This window comes from Streptomyces sp. NPDC048442 (assembly GCF_040651475.1).
Lineage (GTDB): Bacteria > Actinomycetota > Actinomycetes > Streptomycetales > Streptomycetaceae > Streptomyces.
Genome location: NZ_JBEZKB010000009.1, coordinates 152,861 through 169,631, shown reverse-complemented (window position 1 = coordinate 169,631; position 16,771 = coordinate 152,861). Strand labels below are relative to the sequence as shown.

At 72.0% G+C, this 16,771-nt stretch carries 10 protein-coding genes and 1 pseudogene; 2 read left to right on the top strand and 9 right to left on the bottom strand.

Annotation, left to right across the window (positions count from 1 at the left end; genetic code table 11):
• Positions 1–43: 43 nt before the first annotated feature.
• Complete coding sequence (locus AB0D18_RS16595) at positions 44–601, top strand: TetR/AcrR family transcriptional regulator (RefSeq protein ID WP_362417971.1); 558 nt, start codon at positions 44–46, stop codon at positions 599–601.
• Positions 602–646: 45 nt separating this feature from the next.
• Here AB0D18_RS16595 and AB0D18_RS16590 read toward each other — a convergent pair.
• From AB0D18_RS16590 to AB0D18_RS16570, 5 genes and pseudogenes are all read right to left on the bottom strand, one after another.
• Positions 647–997, bottom strand: a pseudogene (locus AB0D18_RS16590) (GtrA family protein); the annotation flags it as partial.
• Entirely contained in the window at positions 997–1,971 is a 975-nt protein-coding gene (locus AB0D18_RS16585) for a class I SAM-dependent methyltransferase (protein ID WP_362417968.1), read from the bottom strand. The pseudogene AB0D18_RS16590 and the gene AB0D18_RS16585, both read right to left, overlap by 1 nt.
• Positions 1,972–2,111: 140 nt before the next feature.
• Complete coding sequence (locus tag AB0D18_RS16580; protein WP_362417965.1) at positions 2,112–3,722, bottom strand: protein kinase; 1,611 nt, start codon at positions 3,720–3,722, stop codon at positions 2,112–2,114.
• On the bottom strand, positions 3,719–4,357 hold the full coding sequence (locus AB0D18_RS16575; RefSeq protein ID WP_362417962.1) for a hypothetical protein: 639 nt from the start codon (positions 4,355–4,357) through the stop codon (positions 3,719–3,721). The genes AB0D18_RS16580 and AB0D18_RS16575 overlap by 4 nt, the downstream gene beginning before the upstream one ends.
• A 154-nt stretch (positions 4,358–4,511) precedes the next feature.
• A complete protein-coding gene (locus AB0D18_RS16570) occupies positions 4,512–6,716 on the bottom strand; it encodes an N-6 DNA methylase (protein ID WP_362418246.1) in 2,205 nt (734 codons plus the stop codon).
• 183 nt (positions 6,717–6,899) lie between these two features.
• Between AB0D18_RS16570 and AB0D18_RS16565 the strand changes: the two genes are divergently transcribed.
• Entirely contained in the window at positions 6,900–7,769 is an 870-nt protein-coding gene (locus tag AB0D18_RS16565; RefSeq protein WP_362417959.1) for a DUF4190 domain-containing protein, read from the top strand.
• Positions 7,770–8,022: 253 nt separating this feature from the next.
• Here AB0D18_RS16565 and AB0D18_RS16560 read toward each other — a convergent pair whose 3' ends face one another.
• From AB0D18_RS16560 to AB0D18_RS16545, 4 genes are all read right to left on the bottom strand, one after another.
• On the bottom strand, positions 8,023–8,706 hold the full coding sequence (locus AB0D18_RS16560; RefSeq protein ID WP_362418244.1) for an HNH endonuclease family protein: 684 nt from the start codon (positions 8,704–8,706) through the stop codon (positions 8,023–8,025).
• 535 nt (positions 8,707–9,241) lie between these two features.
• Positions 9,242–12,778 (bottom strand): transcription-repair coupling factor, encoded by a 3,537-nt coding sequence (gene mfd / locus AB0D18_RS16555; protein WP_362417956.1) that lies wholly within the window; start codon positions 12,776–12,778, stop codon positions 9,242–9,244.
• Positions 12,779–13,248: 470 nt separating this feature from the next.
• Positions 13,249–15,840, bottom strand: coding sequence for an FtsX-like permease family protein (locus AB0D18_RS16550; protein WP_362417953.1), 2,592 nt, complete (start codon positions 15,838–15,840; stop codon positions 13,249–13,251).
• Positions 15,837–16,637 (bottom strand): ABC transporter ATP-binding protein, encoded by an 801-nt coding sequence (locus tag AB0D18_RS16545; protein ID WP_362417951.1) that lies wholly within the window; start codon positions 16,635–16,637, stop codon positions 15,837–15,839. The genes AB0D18_RS16550 and AB0D18_RS16545 overlap by 4 nt, the downstream gene beginning before the upstream one ends.
• Between the last annotated feature and the right edge of the window lie 134 nt (positions 16,638–16,771).

Genomic DNA, 16,771 nt, shown 5'->3' with positions numbered 1-16,771 from the left:
CAGTGGAACTTGTCAATGCCTAGACTGGCGTAGCCTGCTGACCATGACCAGTCATCGCACGTACCACCACGGCGATCTGCGCCACGCCGTCCTCGCCGCAGCCCTCGACGTCATCGCCACCGACGGCCCGTCCGCCCTGAGCCTTCGCGACCTCGCCCGCCGCGCGGGTGTCTCGCACGCCGCCCCGGCCCACCACTTCAAGGACCGGGCGGGCCTGCTGACGGCCATCGCCGTCGAGGGGCACACCCTCCTGGCCCAGACGATGGCCGATACGCAGGACCTGAGCGACCTGGGGGTGCGCTACGTCCGCTTCGCGACCCGGCACCCGGCGCACTTCCAGGTCATGTTCCAGCCGGAACTGCTGCGCGGCGACGACCCGGAACTCGTCGCGGCCCAGGCCCGTACGAGCCGACGACTGCACGAAAGTGTCGCGGCGGGCAACGCCACCGACCCGGAACTGGCCCATACGGCCGCCTGGTCACTCGCCCACGGCTTCGCGACGCTGCTCCTCACCGGAAACCTGGACCACCTGCTGGGCGACCGCACCCCGGAGGAGATCTTCCGCGCCACGGTCGGCCTGCAGCCCGGCCCCCGCTCCTAGCCCGTCCGCGGCGGTCTTCTCTCCCCCCGCCAGAATCCGCCGCGACAGCAGAAACGTCACCGGGATCGCCGCCACGGCCGCCGCCAGCGGGGCGATGCGGTCGTTCAGGTCGCACCACTCCACCAGCACGAACACCCCCACCGACGTGACCACGAAGTTCGTCAGGTTGGTCAGGGGGAAGAGGAGGAACTTCCGCCAGGTCGGGCGGGTCCGGTACGTGAAGCGGATGTTCAGGAAGAAGGAGCCGACCATGCTCAGCACGAACGCCAGCACATAGGCCGGGTAGTACGGCAGCCACCGGTGCAGCACCAGGTACGCCCCGTAGAAGGTAGCGGTGTTCACCACCCCCACCAGGGCGAACCTCAGCACCTGGGCCAGCGCGGGGTAGGGGCGCATCAGCCCTTCCGCAGGAAGCCGGACGTCGCCACCTGACCCAGGAAAGTCAGCCGCGAGCCGGTCCCTTCCGCACCCCCCGCGCCGGCGCCCGCACCTGCGTCGGCACCTGCGCCCGCGTCCGCCAAGTGCTCCTCCCAGGCCTCCTGCACCCCCGGCCACGCCGTGTCCCCGAAGTCGTCGAGCACCACGATTCCGCCCTCGGCGACGATCTCCTCCGCCCACCGGAGGTCCGCGAGCACGCCCTCCCTGGAGTGGTCACCGTCGATGACGATCACTCCGTACTTCCGGTCGGACACCGCCTCCCGCACCTCGGGGTCCTGCGAGAAGCCCTGCTGGATGCGGGTGCCCGACGCCCCGCCTGGGGCCGTGCCCGCCAGCGCCAGGTTCGCCCGTACGACGTCCTCGCGCACCGGCGTTCCCGTCGGGTCCGCGCTGTCGCGGACCGCGTCCGGCTGGAGCTGCGCTCCGACCAGCGGGTCGACGATGGTCAGCCGGGGCTCGATCCCCTCGCGGTGCAGCATGCGGGTGAGTGCCGTCGCGAACAGGCCGTGCAGCGTGCCGATTTCGAGTACGTCCGGGTGCGCGGGCGGCGCCAGCAGCGGCAGCGTCGCGAGCTTCCCGCACACGTTGGAGGTGCCGCCCGCGAGCCGCCCGACACCGAGGGCCTCCAGCGCCACGACCGTACGGAACGCGGACGTCACCGCCCGCCGCGCGTGCGCGCTCCCGCTGACCTCCGCCACCTGGGCGACCAGCGTCGAGATCTGCCCGGCGGACGGCATCCGGTGCGCGCCCCTTCCGGTGCGGTCGAGCAGCATCTCCACGGCGTGGCTCTGCTTCTTGAGAACGTCCAACTCGGCACGCAGGGCGGCGACTTCGCCGCGGGTGCGACTGGTGTGGGTGCGTACGCGCTGATCGACAAGGGCCGCGAAGGGACGCAGGGCGCGGCGGGCGAAGGGGTGGGTCAGCAGGGGCATGGCCGGGACGCTAGACGCCCCGGCCACCGGGGGCATGGCGTCCGTGCGACGGCTGGGCGAACCAGGGGTGACGGCTGCCCGGACCGCGGAGAGCGGCGCGGAGAGCGGCGCGGAGAGCGGCGCGACCCCGGGGCCCGCGGTCACCTCGTGCCGCCGCCCAGACTGTGCTGCCGTTCCAGTGCTTTGCGTACGTCCGCGACCAGCGGGTGATACGCCCCGTACACCCGCCCCGCGTCGTGCAGCAGCCCCTGCAACTGCCGGACCGCCTCCCGGTGATCACCCATCGCGAGGAGCAACTGGGCGATTCTGTACCGGAGTTCGAAGGCGCGGGAGGGGTCGCCGCCGGAGACGTAGCTGTTCTCGTAGTACGGGAGGAGGGCCCGGTGTTCGGCGAGTGCGGCGGCCGGTTCGCCGAGCTGTTCCAGGCAGAGTGCGGCGTCGTAGCGGAACTGGAGCGCCTGCGGGTCCGCCGGGCCCGTCTCGGCGGCCCGCTCGTCGGCGAGGCGGCGCAGTTCGGGCAGCGCCCGCCGGTACTGGCCGTCGTCGAGGAGCGTCGCCGCGTACTGCTTGCGCAGGATCCGTACGACCGGGGAACGCTCGCCGTGCTCGGCCGCGGCGGCCGGGAGGATGCTGCCGAGGAGGTCGACGGCCTGGGTGATGCGGCCCTCGCCGAGGAATCGCTTGACCTCGTCGACGGCCCCCGCGACGTCCGGCCGGGAGGGCGCGGGCACGGGAGGCTGCGGCGGCACGGCGGGCGGGGGCACGGTCGCGGCCCGGTCCGGCCACGGCGCGTGCGGGCGCAGGAAGGGGCGGGTGGGGTCGAGCGGGCCCAGCGGTCCGAGTGATCCTTGCGGCCCCGGCGCCCCTGCGGGCAGCGGGCCGGGCTGCCCGTTCGGCCCCGCCGGGTGCGGGCCGCGCACCGGGAGGAGCGGTGCCAGCCGCTCGTACACCTCCTGCGCGGATCCGGGCCTGTGCTGCGGGTCCTTGGCGAGCAGGTGCAGGACGAGCGCTTCGAGGTCCCCGGGGACGTCCGGGCGGCCCTGGCGCACCGGGAGCGGCGGTTCGTAGAGGTGGCGGTGCAGGATCCCCAGGGCGGTGGTCCCGGCGAACGGGACGTCCCCGGTGAGGAGTTCGTGCAGCAGCACACCGAGTGCGTACAGGTCGGTGTACGGGCCGACGGCGCCGCCCATCGCCTGCTCGGGCGCCATGTACGCGGGCGTACCGATGGGGGTGCCGGTGTGGGTGAGGCGGGTGGTGTCCGTGCCGAGTACGGAGGCGATGCCGAGGTCGAGCACGGTGACGGTGCCGTCGGGCCTGACCATGACGTTGCGCGGCTTGAGGTCGCGGTGCACGATCGGCACCGCGTGCACCGCGGAGAGCACCGCGCACAGCTGGGCGGCGACCGAGACGGCCCACTGCCAGGGGTACGGGTCGTGCTCGGCGAGGTGGTCGGCGAGGTCGGCGCCCTCGACGTACTGCATGACCAGGTAGAGGTCGTCGTCGTCGCTGCCCGCGTCGTGCACGGTGACCAGGCCGGGGTGGTCGACCTGGGCGGTGACGCGGCACTCGCGCACGAAGCGGCGGCGCATGTCCTCGGCCTCGGTGGCGGCGGCCATCCGGTCGGGGCGCAGCAGTTTCACGGCGACGCGGCGGTCGAGGCGCTGGTCGTACGCCGTCCAGACCTGGCCCATGCCGCCCTGGCCTATGAGGGTGGACAGTTCGTAACGGCCCGCGATGACACGTCCGTTCACCGGGGCCGTCCCCCGTCGCCGTCCCGCGGTTCCTTGCGCAGCAGCTCGCTCAGCTCGTCGAGCTCGGCGCGGACCTGGTCGATGCGGGGCTGGTCGATGCGGGGCTGGGGCAGTACGGGCGGCTGAGCGGGCTGCGGCCGCACGGGCTGCGGCTGCGGCTGCGGCTGCGGCTGCGGCTGCGGCTGTTGTACGGGCGGGTAGCCGTACCCGCCCGACGGCGCGTCGTACGGCACGGCGGTCGGCCGCCGACCGGGCTCCGGGTAGTGGTGGGGCCGGTGCACCGCCGGCATGGAGTGGAACGGCCCCCACACCGGCTCAGGGCGTTGCCGGAAGTGCTGGATGTCCGCGATCAGGAAGTGCGTCGCCGACCCGGCCGACAGGGCGAACATGACCGCCAGGCACACGTAGTCGACGGCATTGGCGTCGGTCGGCACGTCCGGGTTCTCCGACGGCGGCGCCCCGAACGCGCCGATCACGATGACCGTGGCGACCCCGAGGACCAGCACGGCCGCGAAGAGCAGCCAGTCCGACGCCCGCTTGCGCACGATCGCGACCCGCAGCGTCGCCGCCCAGGACAGCAGCCCGCAGCTGCACAGGGCGAGCAGCGTGAACACCACCCGGAGCGTGATCAGCACAGCGGGACTCGGCCGACTGCTCGGCGGCCTGTGGCCGGGGCCGTGCATGGCTGCTCCTGGGGGACGGCAGCACGGAGCGGGACGTGCTGGGGGACGTACGACGAGCGTATACAGCGACTCCGACAACGGCCCCAGGGTTGTACGGATCTGACGACTATTCCGGTGGCAGTGTCCCGTCGGCCAGCCCGTCGTACAGCCCCTGTACGAGCTGCTCGCCGAGCCGGCCCGCCACCCGCAGGGCGTCCTCGAAGGCAGCGAGGGCACGGAAGCGTTCGCCGTAGCGCTGCTGGTCGGCGAGCGGCAGCCGGGGCAGCTGGAGGCGGCGCACGTCGAGACGGGCGGCGGTGGACGCGTAACTGCTGGCCTGCCGGTTGTTGGCGGTGCCGCGCAGGAACCCGGCGAGGAACCACGGGTCGACTGCTGCCGGATCGGGCCGCAGGAGGTGCAGGTTGCGCCCGAGGACGGCCCCGGCGTTCGACTCGTCGATGACGCGGGCGACGGCGCCGCCGCCGAGGAGCGGCACGACGACGTCACCGGGGGCGGTGAGTACGGCGTCCCCGTCCGCACCGCTTCCTCCGCTCGGGCCGCCCGCGCTGATAGCACTGCCCGTACCGCCCGTCACGGAGCCGGATGGTCCGCTTCCGGCGAGTACATCCGTCTCGGTGAGCACGGACGCGCCGTCCGGGCCGCTGCCGCTGCCTCCCGTACGGAGCAACAGTGCGCCCGCGCGGGCGAGTTCGCCGACCGTGGTGTGCGGCCAGCGCGTGGAGCCCGCGGCCTCGGCCGCCCGGGTCGGCTCCGGGTTGAGCTCGGCGGTCAGCCGCAGGGTGTCGGCCAGCCGCTCCCGTACGGAGGCCAGCTCGGCCGCCCCGCCACCGGCGGCCGGGGGCGGGAGGTGCCGGGCGGGGGCGAGGTCGACGTCGTCGTCGAGCAGCTCGATGACGGGCACGGACCGGCTCACCCCCGGCCGTACCTCGACGGTGCCGTCCCGGTCGAAGGCCTGCCAGGTGTCGAGGACGGCGGCGTGCAGGGCGGCCCAGTCGAGCTTGTCCCGCCCGGCGGCGGAGAGGTCGGCGGTGTCGACGACGAGCAGCTCGGGGGCGGGACGGGCGCTCACCGCGGGCCTGCGCAGCACCCACAGGTGCAACGGCACTCCGTACGGCGGGGCGGCCCCGGCGGGCAGGGCGACGACGGCTCGCAGGGCGCCCCTGCGCAGCAGGTCGGCGCGGATGCGGCGGCCCGAGCGGCGGGACGCGGCGGCGGGCGGCATCAGCAGCACGGCGGTGCCGCCGTCCCGCAGCCGGGCCAGGGCGTGCTGGACCCAGGCGAGCTCCGACTCGGTGCGGGCGGGGAAGCCGTACTCCCAGCGGGGGTCGTAGGCCAGCTCGTCGTGGCCCCAGTTGCGTTCGTTGAACGGCGGGTGGCTGACCACGGCGTCGGCGGTGAGCTGCGGGAAGGCGTCGGCGCGCAGACTGTCGGCGGCCGCGGCGCGCACCTGCGTGGTGGCGGCGTCGGTGCTCAGGGCGAGGCGCAGGGCGGCGAGGGCGGCGAGGTCGGGGTCGGCGTCCTGGGCGTACAGGGCGGTGGGGCGCTCCCCGCCGGGGGCGGCGTTCAGCGCGCACAACAGAGAGGCGGTGCCGCAGGCGGGGTCGAGGACGGTACGGGGGCGCCCGGCGAGGGCGGCCATCAGGGCGGCCGGACCCGGCGGGGTCAGCGTGTACTGACGCGGATTGGCGTCGAGGTGCCGGCCGAGCAGGAACTCGTACGCCTGCCGGGCACCGGATTCGGCGGCCAGCTCGGCGGCGGCCCGCAGCAGCGGTACAGAGGGGGCGAGTTCGTCCGCGGTGGGGGTGGCGACGGGGCCGCTGCGGGCCCCCTCGGTGGCTACGGCGCCGGTGACCACGGCGCCGCCGGGGGACTCCTCCGACCCGCCCCCGAGGCGGCCGCCTGACTCCTCCGGCCCGCCACCGAGGCGGCTGCGCAGCACCTGATCGACCGCAGCCGGCAGCAGTTGCGCGCACTTCGCGTCGGAGACGGCGGCCAGTTGGAGCCAGGCGGTGGGCCTGTCCCGTACGAGAAGCAGCCCGCAGCCGGTGTGCACGAGCGCGGTGACGGCCCCGGCGGGGTGGCCCGCCACCTGCTGCCAGACCCGCTCCCGCAGCGGGACCTCGGCGAGCTTGCCCTGGGCCCGCAGCCAGTCCTCGACCTTGGCCAGCGCGAAGGAGGGGCTGGTCTCGGTGCCGCCGACGGGCTTGGGGAAGTCGGGGTGGCGGCGCCGCCAGTTGCTGACGGCGGCCCTGCCGACCCCGGCCAGCCGGGCGATTCCGGCGGCGGTCACCTCTGTCGCGTTGTCCGGCACCGGCTGCTGCTCCCCTCGTACGCACATGAACTGTGACCCGAGCATACCGACGGGTGCCATCACGCACCCCCTTCACAGCGTGAACCAACATAACCCTGTGAATCGTGTTGACTCGGTTCACAGCTTCTGCTGTCATTGACTCATCACCACCCGTCCCCATGTGGCTTCGACCGAAGGACTCCCGTGTCTCAGTACTCGAACCAGCCGTCGTACCCCCAGGCCCCGTCGCAGCAGTACCCGCCGCAGGGCGGTGGCCACGGCGCTCCCCGCACCGCCCGCAACGGGCTGGGCACCGCCGCCCTGATCCTCGGCATCATCGGTTCGCTGTCCGGGCTGGTCCCGCTGCTCTTCTGGCTCGCCGGGATCCTCGGCCTGATCGCCCTGGTCCTGGGCCTGACCGGCGCGGGCCGGGTCAAGCGCGGCGAGGCCACCAACAAGGGCGTGGCACTGACGGGCGCGGTCCTCGGCCTGGCCTCGCTGGTGCTGTCGGTGGTGGGCGCGGTCCTGCTCTTCAAGGCGGTCGACGACGGCATCAAAGAGGTCGACAAGGCGCTGTCCGGTCAGGAGCCCGTGAAGAAGGATGCGGGCAAGGGGGCGGCCGCGGCCGGGAGCGACAAGGCGGCGGACAAGGAAGGGGCCAAGGACGGGACCAAGGACGGGGCCAAGGCGCTCGCCGCGGGCGAGGCGGCCGAGTACGAAGACAAGCTGACCGTCACCGTCTCCGCGCCGGCCAAGTACACGCCCGGCGAGTACGCGGCCGGACACACCAAGGGCAACAAGGCACGCCTGGTGACCGTCGTCATCAACAACGCGGGCACCGAGAAATTCGACGCCGCACTCGTGACCGCCACGGCCCGCGCCGGCCAGGACGGCACGGAGGCCGAGCAGATCATCGACGACAAGGTCGGTCTTGGCTTCAGCGGCACCGTCATGCCGGGCAAGAAGGTCACCGTGAAGTACGCCTTCGACGTCCCGGCCGACGCGAAGAACCTCACGGTCGAGGTGACGCCGGACTTCACGCGCAAGTCCGGCGTGTGGGACCTCAAGCTCTGAGGCCGTCGGCACTGGACGACCACGCCACGACCACCCTGGTAGGGCCGCAGGAGGGGGCGGCCCTACCGGGGTTTCCCCACGCTGCGGCCAGGCCTGAGTTTCCCGTAGCACGGCCTTACCCGGGATCCCCCGCACCGCCGCCCCGCCGGGATCCCCCCGCACCGCCGCCCTACCCGGGACTCCCCGCACCGCCGCCCCGCCGGGATCCCCCATACCGCCGCCCCGACCGGGTTTCCCCGTACCCGGGCGGGTCCTACCGCCCCGCCTTCGCCTCCGTCGGATTCCCCCCGCCGGGCAGCCGCTGCTCCGGGCACCCGTTCAGCACCGTCTTCATCGCGTCGCGCTCCCCCGCCGTGACCCACACGCCGTACTTCTTCTTCACCGCCACCTGTGAGGCGACGTACGCGCACCGGTACGCCTTGTTCGGCGGCAGCCAGGTCGCGGTGTCGCCGTCACCCTTGCGCCGGTTCGCGGAGGCCTCTGCGGCGAGCAGGTTCAGCGGGTCGTTGGCGAACGCGAGCCGCTTGCCGGGCGTCCACTGCTGGGCACCCTTCTGCCAGGCGTCGGAGAGCGCCACCAGATGGTCGATGTCGACCTTGCTGGCCCCGCGCCTGTATTCGACCCGGCCACCCGTGTACGGATCGTTCACCAGCACCCCGGCGCCGACCTTGCAGCTCTTCGCGTCGGTGAACTTCACTTCCTTCAGGTCCCGCTTGAGGATGTCGTCGCGGGTGCCGCACCCGTTGGCGTCGGTGTCGGCCCAGGCCCGCCCGAACGCCTTCCGCTCGTAACCGGTCTTCGGCGCCCGCCCCTTGACGGTCAGTTCACCCACGGCGGCCAGTGCGGAGCCCGGCTTTCCGGCGGGCCCGCCCTGCCCGCCGCTCGCGCCCTTGTCCGACGGTCCGCCGCCGCACCCCGCGCTCCCGAGCAGCAGCACCGCCCCGAGTCCCGCCGCCGACACGGCCTTCCAGGTCTTCTTGGTCGTACGAGATATCAAGACGGGCCACCCCAAGGAGAGTTCGACACGGCAAACGCCTCACCTTAGGGATGGGTGCCCCGAACGAACCGCCCGACCCGCGACATACCAGCGGAATGTGGCCCAGTCCACAGGTCGCGCCGGGGCGCAGCGCCGGGCGGCTCCCCCGGCGCGCACAATCCCGACCCCGGGCGTAGCGTCTGGAATGTCCCGTTCTCTTCTGCGGAAGGAGCCCGCCCGTGGGGATCTTCGACAGGTTCAAGGACCAGGCTCAGCGGAAGAAAACAGACGCCCTCGCAAGGGGCGGCAACCAGAAGGGCGACCCCGCACCCTGAGCCGGTGCAGGCGCCGCCCGACACCGAACGGGACTCCTTAAGCCCCCGCCCGCGAAGCCGATCGACTCGGCATCGCGGGCGGTGTGTTGTCCGGCGCTCTGTCAGCCGCCCGGGATCGTCGTCAGGAACCGTCAGCCGCCCAGGATCACCGTCAGGACCCTTCAGCCGCCCAGAATCGTCGTCAGGAATTCACCCGTCCACGCCAGCAGTTCGCGGCCCACGACCGGCTTGCCGCCGATCGTGCCCGAGCTCGGGCGCGGCACCAGGATCTGGTGGGCCGTCGCCTTGATGACCGTACGCGGGTAGAGCCGCTTGAGGCGGAGCTCCTGGGACTCGCGGAGCTCCACCGGGGCAAAGCGGATGTTCGGGCCCTGGAGGACGATCTCGCCGACTCCGCAGGCGCGGGCGAGCATGCGCAGCCCTGCGACCAGGAGGAGGTTCTCGACGGGCTCCGGGAGCTTGCCGTAGCGGTCGGTGAGCTCTTCGCGCACGGCGGTGATGTCGGCCTCCGTGTTCGCGGAGGCGATCGAGCGGTATGCCTGCAGGCGCAGGCGCTCGCCGGGGGCGTAGTCGTGCGGAACGTGGGCGTCCACCGGGAGTTCGATCTTGACTTCCAGGGGGGCTTCCGGCTGCTCCTCGCCGCCTTCGACGGCGGCCCGGTAGTCGGCGACCGCCTCGCCGACCATGCGGATGTAGAGGTCGAAGCCGACGCCCGCGATGTGTCCCGACTGCTCGCCGCCGAGCATGTTGCCCGCGCCGCGGATTTCGAGGTCCTTCATCGCCACGTACATGCCCGCACCCATCTCGGTGTGCTGGGCGATGGTCGCGAGCCTCTCGTGCGCGGTCTCGGTGAGCGGCTTCTCCGGCGGGTAGAGGAAGTACGCGTAACCGCGGTCGCGGCCACGGCCGACGCGGCCGCGCAGCTGGTGGAGCTGGGAGAGGCCGAAGTTGTCGCCGCGCTCGACGATCAGGGTGTTGGCGTTGGAGATGTCGATGCCGGACTCGACGATCGTCGTCGAGACGAGGACGTCGAACTTCTTCTCCCAGAAGTCGACGACGACCTGCTCCAGCGCAGTCTCCGACATCTGGCCGTGGGCCGTGGCGATGCGCGCCTCGGGGACGATCTCGCGGAGCTTGGCGGCCGCCCGGTCGATGGACTCGACACGGTTGTGGATGTAGAAGACCTGGCCCTCGCGCAGCAGTTCGCGGCGGATCGCGGCGCCGATCTGCTTCTGCTCGTACGGGCCGACGAAGGTCAGCACCGGGTGCCGCTCCTCCGGCGGGGTGGTGATCGTGGACATCTCGCGGATGCCGGTGACCGCCATTTCGAGCGTACGGGGGATGGGCGTGGCCGACATCGTGAGGACGTCGACGTTGGCGCGGAGCTTCTTCAGCTGCTCCTTGTGCTCGACGCCGAACCGCTGCTCCTCGTCGACGATGACCAGGCCCAGGTCCTTGAACTTCGTCTCCTGCGAGAAGAGCCGGTGGGTGCCGATGACCAGGTCGACGGAGCCGTCCTTGAGGCCCTCGAGGGTGGCCTTGGACTCGGTCTCCGTCTGGAAGCGGCTCAACGCGCGCACATTGACCGGGAATTGGGCGTAGCGCTCGGTGAACGTACCGAAGTGCTGCTGGACGAGGAGCGTCGTGGGGACCAGGACCGCGACCTGCTTGCCGTCCTGGACCGCCTTGAAGGCGGCCCGTACCGCGATCTCCGTCTTGCCGTAGCCGACGTCGCCGCAGATCAGCCGGTCCATGGGGACGGACTTCTCCATGTCCTCCTTCACCTCGGCGATGGTGGACAGCTGGTCGGGCGTCTCCACGTACGGGAAGGCGTCCTCCAGCTCGCGCTGCCAGGGGGTGTCGGGGGAGAAGGTGTGACCGGGGGCCGCCATGCGGGCGGAGTAGAGCTTGATGAGATCGGCCGCGATCTCCTTCACCGCCTTCTTGGCGCGCGCCTTGGTCTTGGTCCAGTCGGCGCCGCCGAGGCGGTGCAGGGTGGGGGCCTCGCCGCCGACGTACTTGGTGACCTGCTCCAGCTGGTCGGTGGGGATGTAGAGGCGGTCGCCCGGCTGGCCGCGCTTGGCGGGTGCGTACTCGACGAGCAGGTACTCGCGGGTGGCGCCCTGCACGGTGCGCTGCACCATTTCGATGTAGCGGCCCACGCCGTGCTGCTCGTGCACGATGAAGTCGCCGACCTGGAGGGTGAGCGGGTCGACGGACTTGCGGCGGCGGGCCGGCATCCGGCCGAGTTCCTTGGTGGCGGTGCGCTGGCCGGTCAGGTCGGTCTCGGTGAGGACGGCGAGCTGGAGGACCGGGTCGACGAAGCCGTTGGCGAGGCCGCCGCAGGCGACGTGCACGACGTTCGGGGAGAGGGTGGTGAGGTCGGCGTCGAGGCGGGCGGCGATGCCCTCGCCGGAGAGGACCTCGACGGTACGGGCGGCGGTGCCGTGGCCCTCGGTGACGAACACGGTGCGCCAGCCGTCGGCCAGCCAGCCCTTGGTGTCGGCGAGGGCCCTGGCGGTGTCGCCCCGGTACAACTCCGGTGCGTGCATGCCCAGTTGGAGCGTGTCGTCCTCGTGGTCGACGTCGTCGGCGGCGAACGGGGAGACCGACCACCACATCATGCCGAGCTCGCGGGCGTGGTCGCGGACGTCGGCGATGCCCCAGAGCGAGGCGGCGCCGACATCGATGGGGGCCACTCCGCCGCCGGCGGTGGCGGCCCAGGAGGCCTGGAGGAATTCCTGCGACGTCGCGACGAGGTCGGCGGCCCGGGTACGCACTCTCTCCGGGTCGCAGACGACGGCCATCGACCCTTCCGGCAGCACGTCGAGCAGCAGCTCCATGTCGTCCACCAGGACCGGGGCGAGGGACTCCATGCCCTCCACGGCGATGCCCTCGGCGATCTTGTGCAGCAGCTCGCCCAGCTCGGGGTGGGCCTCCGCGAGCGCGGCCGCCTTCTCCCGCACCTCGTCGGTGAGCAGCAGCTCACGGCAGGGCGGGGCCCACACACCGTGCTCGGCGACCTCCAGCGAACGCTGGTCGGCGACCTTGAAGTACCGGATCTCCTCGACGTCGTCGCCCCAGAACTCGACGCGCAGCGGGTGCTCCTCGGTCGGCGGGAAGACATCCAGGATGCCTCCCCTGACCGCGAACTCCCCACGCTTCTCGACCAGTTCGACCCGGGAGTACGCGGCTGCGGCGAGAGCGGCGGTGAGCTCGCCGAGGTCGGCGCTCTGCCCGGACCTGATCGACACGGGAACGAGGTCACCGAGGCCCTTGACCTGCGGCTGAAGCACGGAACGTACGGGTGCGACGACCACGCTCACCGGGCCGGCCGCCGGATCGTCGTCACGGGGATGGGCCAGCCTGCGCAGTACGGCGAGACGGCGGCCGACGGTGTCCGAACGGGGCGAGAGCCGCTCGTGCGGCAGCGTCTCCCAGGCGGGGAACTCCGCCACGGTGTCCTCGGGAAGCAGGGTCCGCAGGGTGGCGGCCAGCTCCTCCGCCTCCCGCCCGGTCGCGGTGACGGCCAGCACGGGCCGTCCGGCGTCACGGGCGAGAGCTGCGAGCGCGAAGGGGCGGGCGGCGGAGGGTCCGACGAGGTCGACATGCATACGGTTGCCGTCGACGGCGGCCTTCACCGCTTCGGCGAGCGCCGAGTCTCGTACCACTGCATCCAGCAGGCCGTGCAGGCTCATGAAAGGCATCCATCCGAACGCTGAGAACACTTTGGTCGGCCGCGCAGGGGCACCCGCCGGCAGGTCCGGCGGACAACGCGAGCCGCCCGACACGTCGCACGGGCCGGGGGCTCCCAGCCTACGACGCACCACGCCACCCTGCTGGCCGTCCACCCGACCTGCGGGCGCTGATGCCGCTCTGAAGGGGCGGGACGGGTGGGCACAGGGCGGCCCCCTCGCTGCGGGCCGGGCCCCGTTCGGCTTGCTTGCCTGCCGGGCCGCTTGCCGAACCCCGGGGCGGCAGCGAGGGGCGCGGCCGCGGAGGGGGTGCGCTCCGCGTGGGGGCCGCCCCCTTGCCCACCCGTCCCGCCCCCGGGGGGCGGCCCCGCTGCCCAAGGGGGCTGGCGGGGTAAGGGGCAGGCTTTTAGGGGCGCGGGGAACTGCGCGATCAGCCACGACGTACCCGCAGAGAACGCACCCCGTCCAGTCGCTCAGTCCGTGGCAATGGCGGTGAGGATGTTCATGCGGCCTGCCCGGAAGGCCGGGACCAGGGCGGCCAGGAGGCCGACCAGGGCCGAGGCCAGGAAGACCGTCAGGATCGTCGGCCAGGGGATCTCCAGGACGGATATCCCTTCCAGGGCGAGGAGCTTCTGGGCGGACATGCCCCAGGCGAGCCCGAGCCCCAGGCCCAGCAGCGCTCCGAAGAGGGCGATGACGACCGACTCCAGGCGGATCATCCGGCGCAGCTGACGGCGGGAGAGCCCGATGGCCCGCATCAGGCCGATCTCCCTGGTCCGTTCGACGACGGAGAGGGCGAGGGTGTTGACGACGCCCAGGACCGCCACGATGATCGCCAGGCCGAGGAGCCCGTAGACGATGTTGAGCAGCTGGTCGATCTGTGCCTTGAGGTCCTTCTTGTAGTCGGTGGAGTTCAGGACGCGGTACTGCGGGTACTTCGCGACGGCCGCCTTCAGCGAGGCGTACGCCGCGTCCGCCTGCCCGTCCGCCGCCTTCGCGAAGACCGCCATGTCCTGCGGCATCCGGTCGGCGGGGGTGTACGCGGCGGCGGTGGTGATGTTCAGGTAGAGCGCCCCCTTGTCGACGTTGACGTCGTCGGAGGTGATCGCGGCGATCTTCAGCCGGGCCCTCTTCCCGCCGGGGAAGGTGACCTTCAGCGCGTCGCCGACCTTGAGAGCGCGCTGCTTCGCGTAGTCCTCGCCGACCGACATCGCCCCCGGCGCGTAGGCGGCGGAGAGGTCGCCCGACACCGTCTCGCGGCGCAGGTCCTGCAGGTAGGAGGGGTCGGTGGCGGAGAGCGACTTGCGCTCCGAGGTGCCGTCCGGGGCGGTCACCTCGGCGGCGACCAGCTTGTAGTGGGTGAGGCGAACGATGCCTTCGGCCTTGGCGAGGGCCTGCTGGGCCTGCGGCAGAACGGGCTGCTGATTGCTCGACCGAACGGTGAAGTCCGCACCCACCGACTTGTCGAGCTCCTGCGTCGCCGAGGCGACCATCGACGACGCGCCGACCGACAGACAGGCCACCAGGGCGAGCCCGATCATCAGGGCCGAGCCGGTCGCCCCCGTACGGCGCGGGTTGCGCAGCGCATTGCGCTCGGCCATCCGGCCGACCGGGCCGAAGACCCGCAGCACCACGGCGCTGAGCCCCTTCACGATCACCGAGACCAGCAGCGGTCCTACGACCACGAACCCGACGAGGGTGAGGACGACACCGAGGCCGAGGAAGAGGGAGCCCTCGCTCGCCTTCGCCGACCGCGCGGCCGCGTACAGCCCCGCCCCACCGAGCACGGTGAGGGCCAGGCCGATGCCCGCCCGTATCCGCCCGGACTTCGCGTCGGCGGGGGTGCCTGCGTCGCGCAGGGCGGCCATCGGGGACACCTTGCCCGCCCGGCGGGCCGGCAGGTACGCGGCGACGACAGTGACGACGACGCCCAGGACCAGGCCGATGACCGGGGTGGGCCACCTGAAGGTCAGGTCGCTCGTGGCCAGCTTCATGCCGACCGCGCCCATCACCTTCATCAGCCCGACGGCGAGCCCCACACCCGCCGCGACGCCCAGCAGCGATCCGACGACACCGAGCAGCAGCGCTTCCAGCAGCACCGACCGGTTGATCTGCCTGCGGCTGGAGCCGAGCGCCCGCATCAGGCCGATCTCCCGGGTGCGCTGGGCGACCAGCATCGAGAAGGTGTTGATGATCAGGAAGATGCCGACGAGGAGGGCGACCCCGGCGAAGCCGAGCATCGCGTACTTCATCACGTCCAGGAACGAGGCGAGGTCGTTCTTGCTCTCCTCGCCGGCCTCCTGCTTGGTCTGGAGTTTGTACGGGGCGGCGCCCGGCGCGCCGGATCCGAGCGCTGCGGCGACCTTGGTCTTCAGCTGCTCGTCGGTCACCCCGGGCTCGGCCTGGACGTTGATTCCGGTGAACCGGTCCGGGCCGCCGAGCAGTTTCCGCTGTGCGGTCGCACTGTCGAAGAAGACGATCGTGGCACCGGGGTTGGTGGTCCTGAACGTCGCTATTCCGCTGATCCGCGCGGTGAAGTCGCCGGTGACGGCGATCGTGCGCAGGGCGTCGCCGAGCTTCAGCCCGTGCTTGTCGGCGGTGTCGGCGTCGATCATGACGTCGGTCGGGCCGCGCGGCTCGTGCCCGGAGGTGATGTCCATGGAACGGGTGTCGCCGGCCGACCAGTTGCTCGCGATGGTCGGGGCTCCGGTGGTGGCGCCCATGTCCTTGTTGTCGGCGTTGACGACGGTGACCGACATGCTGCTGACCGTGCCCTCGGCGGACTTCACGCCGTCCGCGCCCGCGACCGTACGCACGGCGGAACCGGGCAGGACGGCGGGACGGCCCGCGTTCTGCGCGGAGTGGTCGTTCTTGTCGGTCTTCGGCGTGACGGTGACGTCGGCCGAGGTGGTGGCGAAGAGCTTGTCGAAGGTGGTGTTCATGGTGTCGGTGAAGACGAGGGTGCCGCAGACGAACCCGACCGACAGGAGGACGGCGACGGCGGAGAGCGCCATGCGGCCCTTGTGCGCGAGGAAGTTGCGCATCGAGGTCTTCCAGACGGTCATGACGTACGCCCCCGCCCGTCAAAAGCCTTCATCCGGTCCAGGACCAGGTCGGCAGTCGGGTGGCGCATCTCGTCGACGATCCGGCCGTCGGCCAGGAAGATCACCCGGTCCGCGTACGAGGCGGCCACCGGGTCGTGCGTGACCATCACGATCGTCTGCCCCAGCTCGTCGACCGAGCGGCGCAGGAAGTCCAGGACCTCCGCGCCGGAGCGGGAGTCGAGATTCCCGGTCGGCTCGTCACCGAAGATGATCTCGGGGCGGGCCGCCAACGCCCTTGCCACCGCGACCCGCTGCTGCTGCCCCCCGGACAGCTCGGCCGGCCGGTGCTTCAGCCGGTCCGCGAGCCCGACGGTCTCCACGACCCGCTGGAGCCATGCCGCGTCCGGCCTGCGGCCCGCTATGTCCATCGGCAGCGTGATGTTCTCGATCGCGTTGAGCGTCGGCAGCAGGTTGAACGCCTGGAAGATGAAGCCGACCCGGTCCCGGCGGAGCTGGGTGAGCTGCTTGTCCTTGAGGCCGGAGATCTCGGTGTCGTCGAGGAAGACCTGCCCAGACGACACCGAGTCCAGCCCGGCCAGGCAGTGCATCAGCGTCGACTTGCCGGACCCGGAAGGGCCCATGATCGCGGTGTACTCACCGCGCGCCATGTCGACGTCGACGTGGTCGAGCGCGACGACACGGGTCTCCCCCGCCCCGTACGCCTTGACCACCTGCCGCGCCCGCGCGACGACGGCCGTACGCCCACCCGCGCCCGCGCTCCCGGATCCCTGTCCCGGAATGTCCACTGCCGTTTTCATGCCAAGTCCCCCTATGTGGCCGGGAATTCCCCGTAAAGCCAAGTTAAGGAATCGGCCCCTTCCCGTGCGTCGCCCTGGGGTACGAAAACCGGGCTGCACCCAAGGGGGGAACCCGGCCCCGACCGCTCAACCCC